This is a genomic window from Neisseria canis (assembly GCF_900636765.1).
GTDB lineage: Bacteria > Pseudomonadota > Gammaproteobacteria > Burkholderiales > Neisseriaceae > Neisseria > Neisseria canis.
This window is the reverse complement of record NZ_LR134313.1, coordinates 649,287-663,199: the sequence shown is the minus strand read 5'-3', so window position 1 is coordinate 663,199 and position 13,913 is coordinate 649,287. Positions and strand designations below refer to the sequence as shown.

Genomic DNA, 13,913 nt, shown 5'->3' with positions numbered 1-13,913 from the left:
TCGTATAGAAGTCCGGCCGTAACCAATGCCTGTCTGAAAACTTTTCAGACAGGCATTGGCTGTTGTTTACCAAGGCTTGCGCCGTTGCTTCAATCAACGGGCAAGCTTTGCAATCATCAAGAGGTTACGCCTAAAATTTCTGCGTCGGCTTTAAATAATGCCGCCAACCGTTCCCAACATAATGCCTGTCTGAAACACCATGAACTTTCCATCCGACCCCGTTTGGCTTTTCGACCTCGACAACACCCTGCATCATGCCGATGCCGCTATTTTCGGCCTGATAAACTGCTATATGACCGATTATCTGGCGGAAAAATTAGCACTTCCCACCGAAAAAGCCTCGCACGTACGGCAAGATTATTGGCACCGCTACGGCGCCACTTTGGCAGGCCTGCAAAAACACCATCCCGAAATCGATGTGCACGAATTTCTCCAACGCAGCCACCCGCTGCCGCCATTGTTGGAAGCTTTGGTTCCCATGGAGTACACCGCCGCCACACTGGCAAAACTTAAAGGAAAGAAAGCCGTTTTTTCCAACGGCCCGTCTTTTTATGTGGCTGCACTTGTCGAAAAAATGGCGCTTGGCAGTTACTTCGAGGCTTTATTCGGTACCGACGATTTCGGCTTGTTATACAAACCCTCCGACCAAGCTTATTTAACCGTTTGTCGTTTATTGAAAGCCGATCCTTGCGGCTGTATTATGATTGACGACAGCGCAGAAAATCTGCTGGCGGCCAAAAAGCTGGGAATGACCACCCTCTGGTTCGGCCAAAAAAACCATGACCTACCGTTTGTTGATGCCGCCATATCCGATATGGATGCTTTAAGTGCGTGGGCTGTAAATCAAGGGCTGTGCAGCGAAGCTGTTTGATTGTTGGAGCACGGCCAAATCCGTTACAATCCCATCCTTTACCAATTTCGGGAAATTAAGGAATCATCATGCGTTATATCCATTGCCTGCTTTTAGCTCTGGCGCTCACAGGGTGTACTTGGGAAACTTATCAAACAGAAGACGGCCGCACTTCGCTGCGCCAGAAATATCCGAAAGGAACCCCTGTTTATTATGAGAGCGGCACCTATTCGCCTAATATGCGCAATAACGAATTCCGCCCCGAACAGCATGCCATCCAGCAGAGCAGCGGCACTGATCAAGAAGCGCGCGGTACACACTGGGAAAAGCCTGCCCGATACAATCAATAATGAAAGCCGCAAGGCTGGAAACCATCCTCCGATTCAGTAAATCATTATGAACGAAAATAATCTGCATATCGTTATCCTCGCGGCCGGCAAAGGCACGCGCATGTATTCCAAACAACCCAAAGTGCTGCATGAAATCGGCGGCCAGCCGATGGTGGAGCGTGTGATCGACACGGCAGCCGGCCTCAATCCGCAAAGCATTGCCGTCGTTATCGGCCATGGCAAAGACCAGGTTTTGGCGCGCGTTAAGCGTGATGTGGTGTGGGTGGAGCAAACCGAGCAATTGGGCACGGGGCATGCTGTGAAAGTGGCTTTGCCGCACCTGCCAGCCAACGGCAAAACATTAGTGCTGTACGGTGATGTGCCGCTGATTGATAAAACCACATTGGAAGCGCTGCTCAGCGCCGCCGGCGACGAAGTGGGCCTGTTAACCGATGTGCTCGACAATCCTACGGGCTATGGCCGCATCATCCGCGAAGGCGGCAAAGTGGTTGCCATCGTAGAAGAAAAAGATGCCGATGATGTGCAAAAAGCCGTGCAGGAAATCAACACGGGTATTTTGGTGCTGCCCAACCACAAGCTGGAAGGCTGGCTCAACGCCTTGCAGAGCAATAACGCCCAAGGCGAATACTACCTTACCGACTTAATCGGCCTGGCCAACCGCGACGGCATAGCCGTGCATCCCGTTCAAGTACGCGCGTCCCACTTGGCTGCCGGCGTCAACAACAAATTGCAGCTGGCCGAGCTGGAGCGCATTTTCCAAACCGAGCAAGCACAGGCTTTGCTGACCGCAGGCGTAACCCTTCGCGACCCGGCGCGCTTTGATTTGCGCGGGACGCTCACACACGGCCAAGACGTGGTGATTGATGCAAACGTGCTTATCGAGGGCGATGTAGAGCTGGGCGACAGTGTTGAAATCGGCGCGAACTGCGTTATCCGCAATGCCAAAATTGCCGCAGGTTCCAAAATTTCCCCGTTCTCGCATTTGGACGGTTGCGAAGTGGGCGAACATGCCAAAATCGGCCCGTTTTCCCGCTTGCGCCCCAATGCGAAATTGGGTGACGAAGTGCATATCGGCAATTTCGTCGAAGTGAAAAACACTGTAATGGGCAAAGGCAGCAAAGCCAACCATTTGACTTATCTGGGCGATGCCGAAATCGGCAGCCAAAGCAATGTCGGAGCAGGCACCATTACCTGCAATTACGATGGTGTCAACAAACATAAAACCTTTATCGGCGATGATGTATTTATCGGCTCAGGTTCGATGATTGTGGCTCCGGTAAGCATTGAAACCGGCGCCACTACCGGTGCCGGCAGCGTAATTACCAAAGACTGCCCCGAACACACGCTGGTGTTGGCGCGGGCGCGTCAAACCGTGATTGAAGGCTGGGTACGCCCCGTAAAAGAAAAGAAAGAACAATAAAGCCGCAGTTTTTCAGACAGGCATACCCCTTAACCATGCCTGTCTGAAACCATACACCCGAGCGTGTATCGGCCATGTTCGAATTTTAAGTAATCCACAGCAGCAAGCTTGCCAAAGCATGATTTAAATATAAGGATACAAAAATATGTGTGGTATTGTCGGCGCCATCCGCGCCAATCAAAACGTAGTAGATTTTCTGACCGACGGTTTAAAGCGCCTTGAATACCGCGGTTACGACTCTTCCGGCATTGCCGTGCAAACCGGTAGCGAAATTACCCGCGTGCGCCGCGTAGGCCGCGTCCAATTGATGGAAGACGCTGCCAAAGCCGAAGGCGTGAGCGGCCATATCGGTATCGGCCACACACGCTGGGCCACACACGGCGGCGTAACCGAGCCTAATGCCCACCCGCATATTTCTGGCGGCCTGATTGCCGTGGTGCACAACGGCATCATCGAAAACTTCGAAGAAGAGCGCAAACGCCTGCAGGATTTGGGCTACACTTTTGATTCCCAAACCGATACCGAAGTAATCGCCCACAGCGTTCACAATGAATACACCAAAAACGGCCACAATTTATTCGCCGCCGTTCAAGCCGCGTGCGCCCGTTTCCACGGTGCATATGCCATCGGCGTGATTGCCAACGACCAACCTGAGAACATGGTGGTTGCGCGTATGGGCTGCCCGCTTTTGGTGGCTTTCGGCGACAACGAAACCTTTATTGCTTCCGACGTATCCGCCGTAATTGCGTTTACCCGCAACATCGCCTATTTGGAAGACGGCGATATCGGCCTTTTAACTGCCCAAGGCATCAGCAAATTGCTCGACAAAAACGGCCAAGAAGCCCAACGCGAAGTGAAAGTATCCGAGCTTTCGCTGGCTTCTCTGGAGCTCGGGCCGTACAGCCATTTCATGCAAAAAGAAATCCACGAGCAGCCTAAAGCTGTATCCGACACGGCGGAAGTATTTTTGGACGGCGGTTTCGAGCCGGAAAACTTCGGCGACAAAGCGCGCGAAGTATTCGGCGATATCGACAGCATCAAAATCCTCGCCTGCGGCACATCTTACTATTCCGCATTAACCGCCAAATACTGGCTGGAAAGCATCGCCAAAGTGCCTACCGATGTGGAAATCGCCAGCGAATACCGCTACCGTGACGTTATCGCCAACCCGAAACAGCTGATTGTAACCATTTCCCAATCCGGCGAAACGCTCGACACAATGGAGGCTCTCAAATACGCGCAATCTTTAGGCCACAAACACAGCTTGTCGATTTGTAACGTGATGGAATCCGCCCTGCCGCGCGAAAGCGAGTTGGTGCTTTACACCCGTGCCGGTGCGGAAATCGGCGTAGCTTCCACCAAAGCATTTACAACCCAATTGGTTGTCTTGTTTGGCTTGGCCGTTACCTTGGGCAAAATGCGCGGCTTGGTCAACGAAGAGCAGGCTCACGATTATATCGAAGAGCTGCGCCAGCTGCCGGGCAGCATCCAGCATGTGTTGAATTTGGAGCCGCAAATCGCCGCTTGGGCGCAAAAATTCGCCCAGAAAAACAGCGCACTGTTCCTCGGCCGCGGCATCCATTATCCGATTGCCCTGGAAGGCGCTTTGAAGCTGAAAGAAATTACCTACATCCACGCAGAAGCTTATCCTGCCGGCGAATTGAAACACGGCCCGTTGGCTTTGGTAGATGAAAACATGCCGGTGGTGGTGATTGCGCCTAAAGACCAGTTGCTGGATAAAGTGAAAGCCAACATGCAGGAAGTGGGCGCGCGCGGCGGCGAATTGTTTGTATTCACCGATCTGGACAGCCATTTCGAAGAAAGCGAAGGCGTGCACATTATCCGCACACCGCGCCATGTCGGCGCCTTGTCGCCCATCGTACACACCGTGCCGGTGCAGCTTCTCTCTTACCATGCAGCATTGGCACGCGGTACCGATGTGGATAAGCCGCGTAACCTTGCAAAATCCGTAACCGTGGAGTAAATGCAGGTATAGTAAAAGCCGCATAATCATGCGGCTTTTTGTGTGTACTTTTGTGATCTTTATTGCTAATCAATGCCTGTCTGAAACCTTTTCAGACAGGCATTGATGTATTTCAGCCAAAGCAAGCGCTGGTGTTTGGGTTGTTCTTGATTAACCCGCCGCAGCCAAAGCCTGTTCCAAATCGGCCAGCAAATCGTCGATATGTTCGATGCCGACAGACAAGCGAACCATGTCTTCGCTCACGCCCGCTTGTGCCAATTCTTCGGCATTCAATTGGCGGTGGGTGGTGCTGGCGGGGTGGGTGGCCAAAGATTTGGCGTCGCCGATGTTGACCAAGCGGGTGAACAGTTGCAGCGCGTCGATAAACTTGCCGCCGGCTTCGATGCCGCCTTTGATGCCGAAGCTGAGCAGGCCGGAGGCTTTGCCGGCGAAGTCGCGCTCAATCAGGGCTTTGTAGGGGCTGTCGGCCAAGCCGGGATAGTTTACCCAATTCACCTGCGGGTGTTTTTGCAGAAATTCGGCCACTTTCAGCGCGTTGTCGCTGTGCCGTTCCATGCGCAGGGCAAGGGTTTCGAGACCTTGCAGGATTAAAAATACGTTCATCGGGCTGATGGCGGCACCGGTGTTGCGCAGCGGCACGACGCGGGCGCGGGCAATGAATGCGGCGGGGCCGAAGTGTTCGCTGTAATTCACGCCGTGGTAAGACACGTCGGGCGTGGTCAACACTTTGAAGCGTTCGCCTTTGCTCCAGTCGAATTTGCCGCCGTCGATAATCGCGCCGCCGATGCTGGTGCCGTGGCCGCCTATGTATTTGGTGAGGGATTCCACCACGATGTCGGCTCCCAGCTCAATCGGGCGACACAAGGCGGGCGAAGCGACGGTGTTGTCCACTACTAAAGGCAAACCTTGCGCGTGTGCGGCTTCGGCGAAGGCGCGCAGGTCAACCACATTGATAGCGGGGTTGCCGATGCTTTCGCAGTAAACCAGTTTGGTGCGCGCATCGGTGTTGGCGGCGATTTCTTCGGGCTTGGCCGGGTCGATAAAGCGCACTTCGATGCCTTGTTTGGGCAGGGTGTGGGCAAACAGGTTAAACGTGCCGCCGTAGAGGGTTTTGGTGGCGATGATGTTGTCGCCCGCTTCGGCGATGGTTTGGATGGCGTAGGTAATCGCCGCCATGCCGCTGGCCACGCACAAGGCGGCGATACCGCCTTCAATGGCGGCCAAACGCTCTTCCAAAACGGCGGTGGTGGGGTTCATGATGCGGGTGTAGATATTGCCGGCCACGTTGAGGTTAAACAAATCGGCACCGTGTTGGGTGTTGTCAAACGCGTAGCTGGTGGTTTGATAAATCGGCACGGCTGCGGCTTTGGTGGTGGGTTCCGGCTTATAGCCGACGTGAATGGCTTGGGTTTCGAGTTTCATATTTGCTCCGTTGTGTTGTGCGAGTGCATAATAAAATTGCCATTGTACATGATTAGAGCGGCGCACCGCAGCTGATCCGGAAGGCTCGATAAAAGCGCAAGCCGAATCTGCGGGATTCAAGGCGCATTGAGCCGTTTTTACAATCTGCAACAATTTAGGTAAAAATAAAAAACAAGCTTACACAAAGCCTGTTTGCTTTAACATCAGGCTTGCTACAATTTTAGGCACCTGTATCAATATCAATGAAAAAGGCAATGAGCATATCTGCTCATAATCAAATCAACTCAAGAAAGGTTTCCCCATGAAACATCAATCTGCACGTTTGGCTGCCTTTGTGGCGGCAGCTTTGGGAGTATCGTTTTCTACCGCTGCAATCGCCGATGAAGTAACCGGTCCCTACATTCAAGGCGATATAGGCTTAGCCAATGTAAAAGTAGATGATGACGAGAAATTCAAAGTACGCGACACATTCAAAGACCTGAAAAACTCGTACAAAGATTCAGGCTTTATGCCCCGTGTGAGCGCCGGTTATGATTTCGGCGACGTGCGCGTGGCTGGTGATTACACCCACTATAAAAACATGAACGACAGCGCCCAAAAAGGCAACGAGCAGTTGGACGTTAAAGTGAAAGCCCAAGGCATGGGCGCATCTGTGATTTACGACGTGCCGCTACAATCCAACTTCCAACCCTATGTTGGCGCGCGCATATCAGCCAACCGGTTGAAATATGAATCGCATGGCGTTTCAGCCGGCACCCGCTCCCACACTTCCGAAAGCAAAACCAAAGTAGGCTACGGCGCCATGGCCGGTGTGGGCTACAAATTCAGCAACAATCTGGCCGCCGACGTGGGCTACCGCTATAACCGTTTGGATTCAGACCTGAAAGCGCATGAAGTATCTGCCGGTGTGCGCTACACATTCAACTGATTCAAAACCCTTTTTGGCTGACATAAAAAAAGCGTACTGCTTCGGCGGTACGCTTTTTTACATCATAGCCAATCAACTTAAGAAAAAGCACACACGTCATACTCGGGCTTGACCCGAGTATCCCCAAATTTACTGAAACTCGAGATACTCGGGTCAAGCCCGAGTATGACGGTACTATTATCCAAGGGATTTAACTATATGCCTGTCTGAAAACACGTTTTTCTTTTTCAGACAGGCATTTCCTCTTTATCTTCTAATCGGCATGCCAACCGCCGCCCAAAGCCTTATACAAACCGATCAGCATCCGCGCGCGTGCCAGTTGCGATTGAATCAGGTTTTCCCGCACCGCTTCTTCGTTCAGGCGTGCGGTGAGGGCGTTATCGAGCGTTTTCTGGCCGTATTTAAACAGTTTTTCGGCATTGCCCGCCTGTTTTGCCGCCTGTTTGTGCGCGGTAACGAGCAAGGTGTTTTGGCGGGTGAGTGCGCTGTGTGCCTGATATGCGCTGTCCACTTCGCCGAGGGCTTTGAGAATGTTTTGGTCGTATTGCAATAAGGCCGTCTGAAGCCGTGCATCGGCGGCGGCGATATTGGCTTTGATGCGTCCGTTGGTGAAAATCGGCACTTTGATGCCCGCTTTGATTAAGCTGCCCCAGCCTTTTAAATCGCTGTCGCTGTCGATACTGATGGTGCCTCTGCCCAAAAATTCGATGGTAAACCGCGGCAGCAAATCGGCTTTGGCGCTGGCGAGCTTGGCAGCGTAGGCGTTCACTTGCGCGGCATGGGCGCGGATGTCGGGGCGGCGCTCAAGCAAGCCTTGCGGGGTTTGGCCGCTCGGGGCGGCGGGTTGCGCGCTTAAGATGTTGACGCTGCTTTCGGGCAGGGCAAAGGTTTGCGGGGTTTGGCCGGTAAGCACGGCAATGCTGCGCACATGGGCGGCGTATTCCGATTCGATGGTGCTTTGTTTGGCGCGCAAGGCGGTGAGCTTGGCAGCGACTTCGTCCACTTCATAAGCGGTAACATGGCCTGCTTTGAAACGGCCTTGCACATATTTCGCCAGCCGCTCGACGGTGGCGATATTGCGGTTTACCGACTTCAAACGTGCTTGGGCAGCGCGGGCTTGCAGGTAATGTTCGGCAATTTCGCCACCGATCAGCACTTGCGTACCGTACACTTCTTCCTGCCTGCCGAGTGCGGCATAAGCGGCGGCATCGGCATCGCTGCGTTTCTGCCCGAAAATATCCGGCTCCCACGACGCGGAAAAGCCACCCGTAAGACTGTTGCCTTTCAACGTGAAACGCTCGCCCGCCAAATCGGCAGCCTGCGGAATCCTGCCCAACAAGGAGCGCGCTTCGTCGCTCAGCGGGTTGCTGATGCGGGCGTTGAGGCGCGATGCTTCCGCGCCCGCGCCAACCGTCGGGCCTTTGTCGGCATCGGCCAAGCGCTCAATGGCGCGCGCTTCGTTCAAACGGCTGCGGGCGATTTGGATATCGTGGTTTTGCTGCAAACCTTGTTCGATTAAGCGGCTGAGTACGGGATCGTTCCAATGCTGCCACCAGCGGCCGATTTCCGCGCTGCCGCGCGCCGCTTCTGCTTGGCTGAAGGCTTGCGGAATATTGATTTTGCTGTCGAGCGGCACAACGGTGCTTTTGCAGGCGGCGAGCATCAACGCCAACATCAGGCTGCTTGCAACAGGGTTCAAACGGGGTTTCATGGCTTTTCCTTATCTTTATTTTCAGACAGGCATGGAGGCCGTCTGAAAGCAAACTTTGTGAGTTTCGCTAAAACGTTTGTGCAGATTGTTTCGGTAATGCGGCTTGCACATATTTCTCCGCCTCGCGGATACTGAGTTTCGCCATACGGCTGCGATACCGTTCGATAAATGCCCGCACCCATTCGGGGTTGGTTTTACTGTAATCGCGCAACGCCCAGCCGATGGCTTTGTTGATGAAAAACTCTTTTTGCTCCAAATTGTTGCAGATAATTTGCTCCAGCAGCGCGGTGTCGGTTTTGTCTTTGCGCAAAAGCTGGTGGTCGATGGCGACGCGCCGCAGCCAGATATTGCCGCTGTTGCTCCAATCCAGCAGCACGGCATTGGTTTCGGGGTAAACCAAAGCGATGCCGCCGACAATGCGGTCGAGCACGTCCGCCGTATCCCACCACGATTTTTCGGTAATCAGCTTTTTCAGGTGCGGAATGTCTAGCGGCGTGAGCTTTTTCTGCATGGTTTTCAGATACTCAAGCGCACAGTATTGCAGCTCGCGGTGCGGATTAGCCCAACATTGTTCGACAAACCGCCAGTCAACTTCTGCTGCCGCCGCATTTTTAAACAACGGCTTGCAGATTTGAGCCAAACGCGGCTTGCTGATGCCGAGATAGTCGAAACGGTGCTTCATATAGGCTTTCATCGGCACGGCGCGTTCGGGGTCGGCTTCGCGGGTAAGGATAGCGAGCAGTTCTTCGTAATTCATTGTATGCACCTTTTTCAGACGGCCAACAATGCCATTCGAGCCTGCAAGTTATTCTTTAAGCTGCACAAAAGAAATGCCGTTGCCTTCCATCTGGCATCTCATCAGCCCTCCGGGCCGTGTTTGATATCGCACCAGCGCATTTTCATAATACACCACCATTGATAATGGAAACCAAGTTGTTGGTTTTAAACAGTTTCATGCTTTGCTCCTGTGTTGCAGTAACAGGGGATTTTATTATTTCAGTATTTTGTGCCGCGCTTCCATATCCAAATAACCAGTAAAACGGATACAGCCAGCAAACTCAATGCACCGAATGCCGATTTACATACTGTAAACACTGATGCAGTTGCGGCCTGTATGACAGATACTTGTGGATACTGGCGTAACAGTACGATTAATAATATGTTTTCAAGATAATCAAATAAACCCGCAATCAACGGTAATAAAGGCAGGGCTTTTCTCCATATCTTTGCTTTCCTCCCTGTTTTTAAGGATAAATACGCCAGCAGAACCGAATAAGTGGCGGCAAACAAAGCAGGGTAAAGCATATCAAGCGGGAGCTGTCGCCAAAGATAAAATTGCCTGCCTGAACTACCTAATTTGCTGAAAAATTGCTGTAAATATGCAGTATCGTAGCCCGAAACCATCATATCCGGTACTCTAAGGCCGTCTGAAAATACCTGTAATTGAGGCAGGGTAACGGTAAGCATAATCAGATATACTGTCATTGTTGCTGCAAATAGTAACCACCATACAGTTTTATTACAGAATATATTTGAAGCTGAACTCATCTTTATTTCTGTTCCTTTCAATTAAAATGTTGCAGGCGTTCCCGTCATTTTTTTCAAACAACAGAGATTACGCCTTCCAATGCCAATAACGCCTTTTTCCGCGCAAGGCCGCCGCCGTAGCCGGTTAAATCACCGTTGTTGCCAATCACGCGGTGGCACGGTATCAGGATGGAAATCTTATTCTGCCCGTTGGCCGCGGCTACGGCACGCACGGCCTGCGGTTTGCCGATGCGTTCCGCCTGTTGTTTGTAGCTGCGGGTTTCGCCGTAGGGAATGCTTTGCAGTTCTCGCCAAACTTGCCGCTGAAACGGCGTACCGACTGGATCAAGCGGCGTGGAGAAGTTTTTCAGACGGCCTTCAAAATACAGATTCAACTCTTGCTGTAAAGTTTGGCTGTGCGCCGTGTCGCGCCACACAAAATCCGCTTGAAATGCTTTTTGCACCGCCAAAAGTTCGCTCTCCAGCATTTTGCGCTCGGGAAACTCCAGCAGGCACAAGCCTTGTGTGCTGAATACGGCCAGCATCTGCCCCAACGGCGTGGCAGATACAGAGACCATCAGCTCGTTGCCGTGTTTGTTGTTGCGTTGTGCCAGCAAGTGCATGATGCGTTTCAGGCGGATGTACTGACCGAGCGACATGCCGACGTACCGTTCGAAATCTTTTTTCAGAGCCGCCAGTTCGTCTGGCGATTCAAACGGGTGGTCGCGGTAGGATTTGGGCGGATTTCCCCGTGCAGCCAGCCATGCAGCATAAGCCTGCCATCGTGCGGGAAGCTGTGTTTGCGGATCGGGCAAATGGCGGATATCCATTACGTTTCCTTTCTCTAAGACGGCCGTCTGAAAACCTCAGCCCTGTTGCTCCAGCATTTTTCTAAACCGCATCAACGCAAATACCAAAAACAGCAAGCCGGTCAAAGCCATTGCTAACAGTTGCGGCCACACGATGCTGAGGCCGGCATTGCGGAACAGCACGCTTTGGGCAAATTGAATAAACTGCGTGCTCGGCCAATATTCACTGATCCATTGCGCCGCTGCGGGCATATTGTTGCGCGGCGAGGCCACACCGGAAAACAGCAGCAGCACCATGTACAGCGGAATCATCAAGAGGCCGAACTGCGCCATGCTCGGCGCAATCGTGGCAAGCATCACCGCCAGCGCGGCAATCGAAAACAGATACACGGCCACGCCGAAGCCGTAGAGCATGATGGAGCCGTAAATCGGCACGCCGAGTATGCCCTTCACCACCATCCACATTGCCAATATCGACACCAGCAAAATCATCGCGCTGTTGGCCAGCACTTTGGCGAGCATGATTTCGGCGGCGTTCACCGGCATCACCAGCAGATGCTCGATGGTGCCGTGTTCGCGCTCGCGGATAACTGCCGCGCCCACCAAAATCAGCGCCAACACCAGCACCATATTGCCCAACTCCATCGGCGGCCCGTAATAGCTGCCTTCGGCATTGGCGTTGAAATGCGAACGGATTACCGGCTTCACGGGCAGCCATTTTTCCGCCGGCTGCTGCCGCGCAAACTCTGCCGTTTCGCGCTCCAGAATGCGGGTCAGATAAGCCGCGCCCAAACCTGCCTGCGACATGGCGGTGGCATCTACTTGCAACAACAACTCGGGGCTGCGCCCCATCAGCACATCGCGCTCGAAGTTCGGCGGAATCTCCAATGCAAAAATATACTCGCCCTTGTCCATGGCCTGATTTACCACCTCCGCTTCCACTTCCTGCGGCGGCTGGAAAAACGGCTCGCGCACGGCATCACGTAGGCGGTAGGAAAGCGCCGAACGGTCGCCGTCCACCACCGCCACGGCAGCGTTTTTCACGCCCGGGTCGATTTGGGCGGCGGAAAAAATCGTAACCGTAAACATAAACACAATCAGCACCATCAGCACCAAGTCGGAAAACAGGCTGCGGAGTTCTTTTTGTGCTAAGTAGAAAATGTTTTTAATGCTGCGCATGGGCTTATCTTGAGGCATGGTTTAATTTTTTTGGTTAAATATCCAGAGGATTGGATTTAACCATTTTAATAAAGGCTTTTTGCATCAGGCCTGCCCGTGTACTTTTATGATGAGGTTGGCTCATGGTAGCCAAGATCTCTGTTTGAAAAGATGTGCGAGGATATGCTTGTAACACAGTGTTTTTATTTTCAGTGTGGATTTTAAACAGCCTTTTACCTGTTACATCCAAAAAAGCACCTTGTCCTACATATATGGAAACATTATGAAAATCAGAAGGGCTTATCCATGGATTCAAATGTGCGCTGATGGCTTCATAAACAATATGCTGCAAGGATTTGTCGGCATCGTGTTTTTCCAAGAGCTGTGTTGCTTGCTCGGCACCGTAAACGGCAAAGCAACCGCATTGTGCGTGATGCACGTGTTGCGGAGCCAAACCTAAATCATGCAGCATAGAGGCAAGGTAGAGCTGTTCTAAATCGGTATGTACCTTGTCTGCCCTTGCAAGTAAAAATGCCCAGCAATAAGTACGGATGCAGTGTAGCTGCAATGTGGGAGAGTATAAGATTTCAAGATCTTGAAAAACATTACGGATAAGTCGACTGTCGGGGATGGTAATTTCATCGGCACGCTCCAGCAGCTTGTTACGATAACGGCGCTTTTCGCAAGCGAGTTTCCATTCCGACTGAATTATCATCAGCATCAGCTCAAATTTTTCACGCATGTTTAGAATGCCTGACGTTTGTTTTGCCCACTGATATTTTCCTATATTGCTCATTATTTTCCTCCTGACTTATTTTTTACAGCAGATTCGATTGTTTTCAGACAGGCATATCACACTACCTCAGCGGTTGCTTCGGAAAAGTCCGCCAGTGTCTGCAAAAATCGTTCGGGGCTTTCTTTTTGCGGCCAGTGTTTGTGTTCTTCAAAAATTTCCAGCTGTGCGTTGGGCATGATGGTTGCAGCGGCTTCGGCATCGGCAAGCGGGATAACCGGATCTTTATCGCCATGTACCAGCAGCACGGGGAAATCGATTTTCGGCAGCTCCGGCAGCAGGCGGCCTGTGGGTTTGCCGCCGTAGGTTTCGCTGAGCTGGAAAGATTGGAATGCTTTGCCGGCCTCTTCTTCCAGCGCAGCCGCGCGCACTTCGCCAACCAATTCTGCGCTGATTTTGCCGGCATCGCCGAATAGTGTGGCGGCAATCAGGCGGCGGGTCAGCAGGCGGCTGGCGCATAGGCGGTAGGCCGGCAGGTTCCAGCGCGAGCGGGCATACCAGCCGCCCAACCGCGGCCACGGCAGCTCGGTGCTGATACCCCACGGCGCCACCAACACCAGCCGCTTGAGCAGGTGGGGGTAGCGCAAAGCAAACTGCAAAGCCACGCTGCCGCCGAGCGACAGGCCGCATAAGTTGATACGCTGCAGGCCCAGCGTTTTCCAAAGAGTGTAGAGAAGCTCGGTGTAAAAATCCAGCGTGTAGTCGATATCGGGTTTGCTGCTTTGGCCGTAGCCGGGCAGGTCGGGGGCAACCAGATATTCGTTGCCCGGCCACTGCGTTATGATTTCGCGCCACGACAGCATCGCCGAATCCAAACCGCCGCCGTGCAGAAATACCCAGGCTTCTTCTTCGGGCCGGCCTGCGGTGTGGCAGGCGACCGAAAGGTCGTCAGACAGGGTTAAAGTATGTGTTTCGATAGTGTTCATAATGCATCTTTTCCAAAATATGAAGCGCGTTTATA

General features: G+C 52.6%; 13 protein-coding genes. 5 read left to right on the top strand and 8 right to left on the bottom strand.

Annotated elements, in window-relative coordinates:
- The first annotated feature begins 199 nt into the window (after window positions 1-199).
- The 4 genes from EL143_RS03230 (at window position 200) to glmS (ending at window position 4,604) form a co-directional block, all read left to right on the top strand.
- On the top strand, window positions 200-871 hold the full coding sequence (locus EL143_RS03230; protein ID WP_085416068.1) for a pyrimidine 5'-nucleotidase: 672 nt from the start codon (window positions 200-202) through the stop codon (window positions 869-871).
- A gap of 68 nt (window positions 872-939) precedes the next feature.
- Window positions 940-1,200 carry a spore cortex protein gene (locus tag EL143_RS03225; protein WP_085416067.1) on the top strand — a complete coding sequence of 87 codons (261 nt, stop codon included), beginning with the start codon at window positions 940-942 and terminating at the stop codon, window positions 1,198-1,200.
- A 46-nt stretch (window positions 1,201-1,246) separates the two neighbouring features.
- The gene (gene glmU / locus EL143_RS03220) at window positions 1,247-2,620 is read left to right on the top strand and encodes a bifunctional UDP-N-acetylglucosamine diphosphorylase/glucosamine-1-phosphate N-acetyltransferase GlmU (RefSeq protein ID WP_085416065.1); all 1,374 of its coding nucleotides are present in this window, start codon (window positions 1,247-1,249) and stop codon (window positions 2,618-2,620) included.
- A 145-nt stretch (window positions 2,621-2,765) separates the two neighbouring features.
- Window positions 2,766-4,604 (top strand): glutamine--fructose-6-phosphate transaminase (isomerizing), encoded by a 1,839-nt coding sequence (gene glmS, locus EL143_RS03215; RefSeq protein ID WP_085416064.1) that lies wholly within the window; start codon window positions 2,766-2,768, stop codon window positions 4,602-4,604.
- A gap of 150 nt (window positions 4,605-4,754) precedes the next feature.
- Here the strand turns inward: glmS and EL143_RS03210 are convergent, their stop codons facing one another.
- Window positions 4,755-6,026 carry an O-acetylhomoserine aminocarboxypropyltransferase/cysteine synthase family protein gene (locus tag EL143_RS03210; protein WP_085416111.1) on the bottom strand — a complete coding sequence of 424 codons (1,272 nt, stop codon included), beginning with the start codon at window positions 6,024-6,026 and terminating at the stop codon, window positions 4,755-4,757.
- Between the two features lie 301 nt (window positions 6,027-6,327).
- Between EL143_RS03210 and EL143_RS03205 the strand changes: the two genes are divergently transcribed.
- Window positions 6,328-6,954 carry an opacity family porin gene (locus EL143_RS03205; protein WP_085416063.1) on the top strand — a complete coding sequence of 209 codons (627 nt, stop codon included), beginning with the start codon at window positions 6,328-6,330 and terminating at the stop codon, window positions 6,952-6,954.
- Between the two features lie 253 nt (window positions 6,955-7,207).
- Here the strand turns inward: EL143_RS03205 and EL143_RS03200 are convergent, their stop codons facing one another.
- The 7 genes from EL143_RS03200 to EL143_RS03170 form a co-directional block, all read right to left on the bottom strand.
- Complete coding sequence (locus EL143_RS03200; RefSeq protein ID WP_085416062.1) at window positions 7,208-8,665, bottom strand: efflux transporter outer membrane subunit; 1,458 nt, start codon at window positions 8,663-8,665, stop codon at window positions 7,208-7,210.
- 67 nt (window positions 8,666-8,732) lie between these two features.
- Window positions 8,733-9,422, bottom strand: coding sequence for a DNA alkylation repair protein (locus EL143_RS03195; protein ID WP_085416061.1), 690 nt, complete (start codon window positions 9,420-9,422; stop codon window positions 8,733-8,735).
- A gap of 239 nt (window positions 9,423-9,661) precedes the next feature.
- Window positions 9,662-10,213 carry a hypothetical protein gene (locus tag EL143_RS03190; protein WP_085416060.1) on the bottom strand — a complete coding sequence of 184 codons (552 nt, stop codon included), beginning with the start codon at window positions 10,211-10,213 and terminating at the stop codon, window positions 9,662-9,664.
- A 53-nt stretch (window positions 10,214-10,266) separates the two neighbouring features.
- Window positions 10,267-11,022: a methylated-DNA--[protein]-cysteine S-methyltransferase gene (locus EL143_RS03185; protein WP_085416058.1), complete on the bottom strand. Its 756-nt coding sequence runs from the start codon at window positions 11,020-11,022 to the stop codon at window positions 10,267-10,269.
- A 36-nt stretch (window positions 11,023-11,058) separates the two neighbouring features.
- Window positions 11,059-12,180, bottom strand: coding sequence for an ABC-2 transporter permease (locus EL143_RS03180; protein ID WP_085416057.1), 1,122 nt, complete (start codon window positions 12,178-12,180; stop codon window positions 11,059-11,061).
- Window positions 12,181-12,214: 34 nt separating this feature from the next.
- Window positions 12,215-12,955 (bottom strand): HD domain-containing protein, encoded by a 741-nt coding sequence (locus EL143_RS03175; RefSeq protein ID WP_085416056.1) that lies wholly within the window; start codon window positions 12,953-12,955, stop codon window positions 12,215-12,217.
- Between the two features lie 56 nt (window positions 12,956-13,011).
- Window positions 13,012-13,878, bottom strand: coding sequence for an alpha/beta fold hydrolase (locus tag EL143_RS03170; RefSeq protein ID WP_085416053.1), 867 nt, complete (start codon window positions 13,876-13,878; stop codon window positions 13,012-13,014).
- Window positions 13,879-13,913: the final 35 nt, after the last annotated feature.

Bases quoted from the DNA above. Each gene is read 5' to 3' on its own strand.
- EL143_RS03230 (WP_085416068.1), top strand. From the start codon at position 200: ATGAACTTTCCATCCGACCCCGTTTGGCTTTTCGACCTCGACAACACC.
- EL143_RS03225 (WP_085416067.1), top strand. From the start codon at position 940: ATGCGTTATATCCATTGCCTGCTTTTAGCTCTGGCGCTCACAGGGTGT.
- glmU (WP_085416065.1), top strand. From the start codon at position 1,247: ATGAACGAAAATAATCTGCATATCGTTATCCTCGCGGCCGGCAAAGGC.
- glmS (WP_085416064.1), top strand. From the start codon at position 2,766: ATGTGTGGTATTGTCGGCGCCATCCGCGCCAATCAAAACGTAGTAGAT.
- EL143_RS03210 (WP_085416111.1), bottom strand. From the start codon at position 6,026: ATGAAACTCGAAACCCAAGCCATTCACGTCGGCTATAAGCCGGAACCC.
- EL143_RS03205 (WP_085416063.1), top strand. From the start codon at position 6,328: ATGAAACATCAATCTGCACGTTTGGCTGCCTTTGTGGCGGCAGCTTTG.
- EL143_RS03200 (WP_085416062.1), bottom strand. From the start codon at position 8,665: ATGAAACCCCGTTTGAACCCTGTTGCAAGCAGCCTGATGTTGGCGTTG.
- EL143_RS03195 (WP_085416061.1), bottom strand. From the start codon at position 9,422: ATGAATTACGAAGAACTGCTCGCTATCCTTACCCGCGAAGCCGACCCC.
- EL143_RS03190 (WP_085416060.1), bottom strand. From the start codon at position 10,213: ATGAGTTCAGCTTCAAATATATTCTGTAATAAAACTGTATGGTGGTTA.
- EL143_RS03185 (WP_085416058.1), bottom strand. From the start codon at position 11,022: ATGGATATCCGCCATTTGCCCGATCCGCAAACACAGCTTCCCGCACGA.
- EL143_RS03180 (WP_085416057.1), bottom strand. From the start codon at position 12,180: ATGCGCAGCATTAAAAACATTTTCTACTTAGCACAAAAAGAACTCCGC.
- EL143_RS03175 (WP_085416056.1), bottom strand. From the start codon at position 12,955: ATGAGCAATATAGGAAAATATCAGTGGGCAAAACAAACGTCAGGCATT.
- EL143_RS03170 (WP_085416053.1), bottom strand. From the start codon at position 13,878: ATGAACACTATCGAAACACATACTTTAACCCTGTCTGACGACCTTTCG.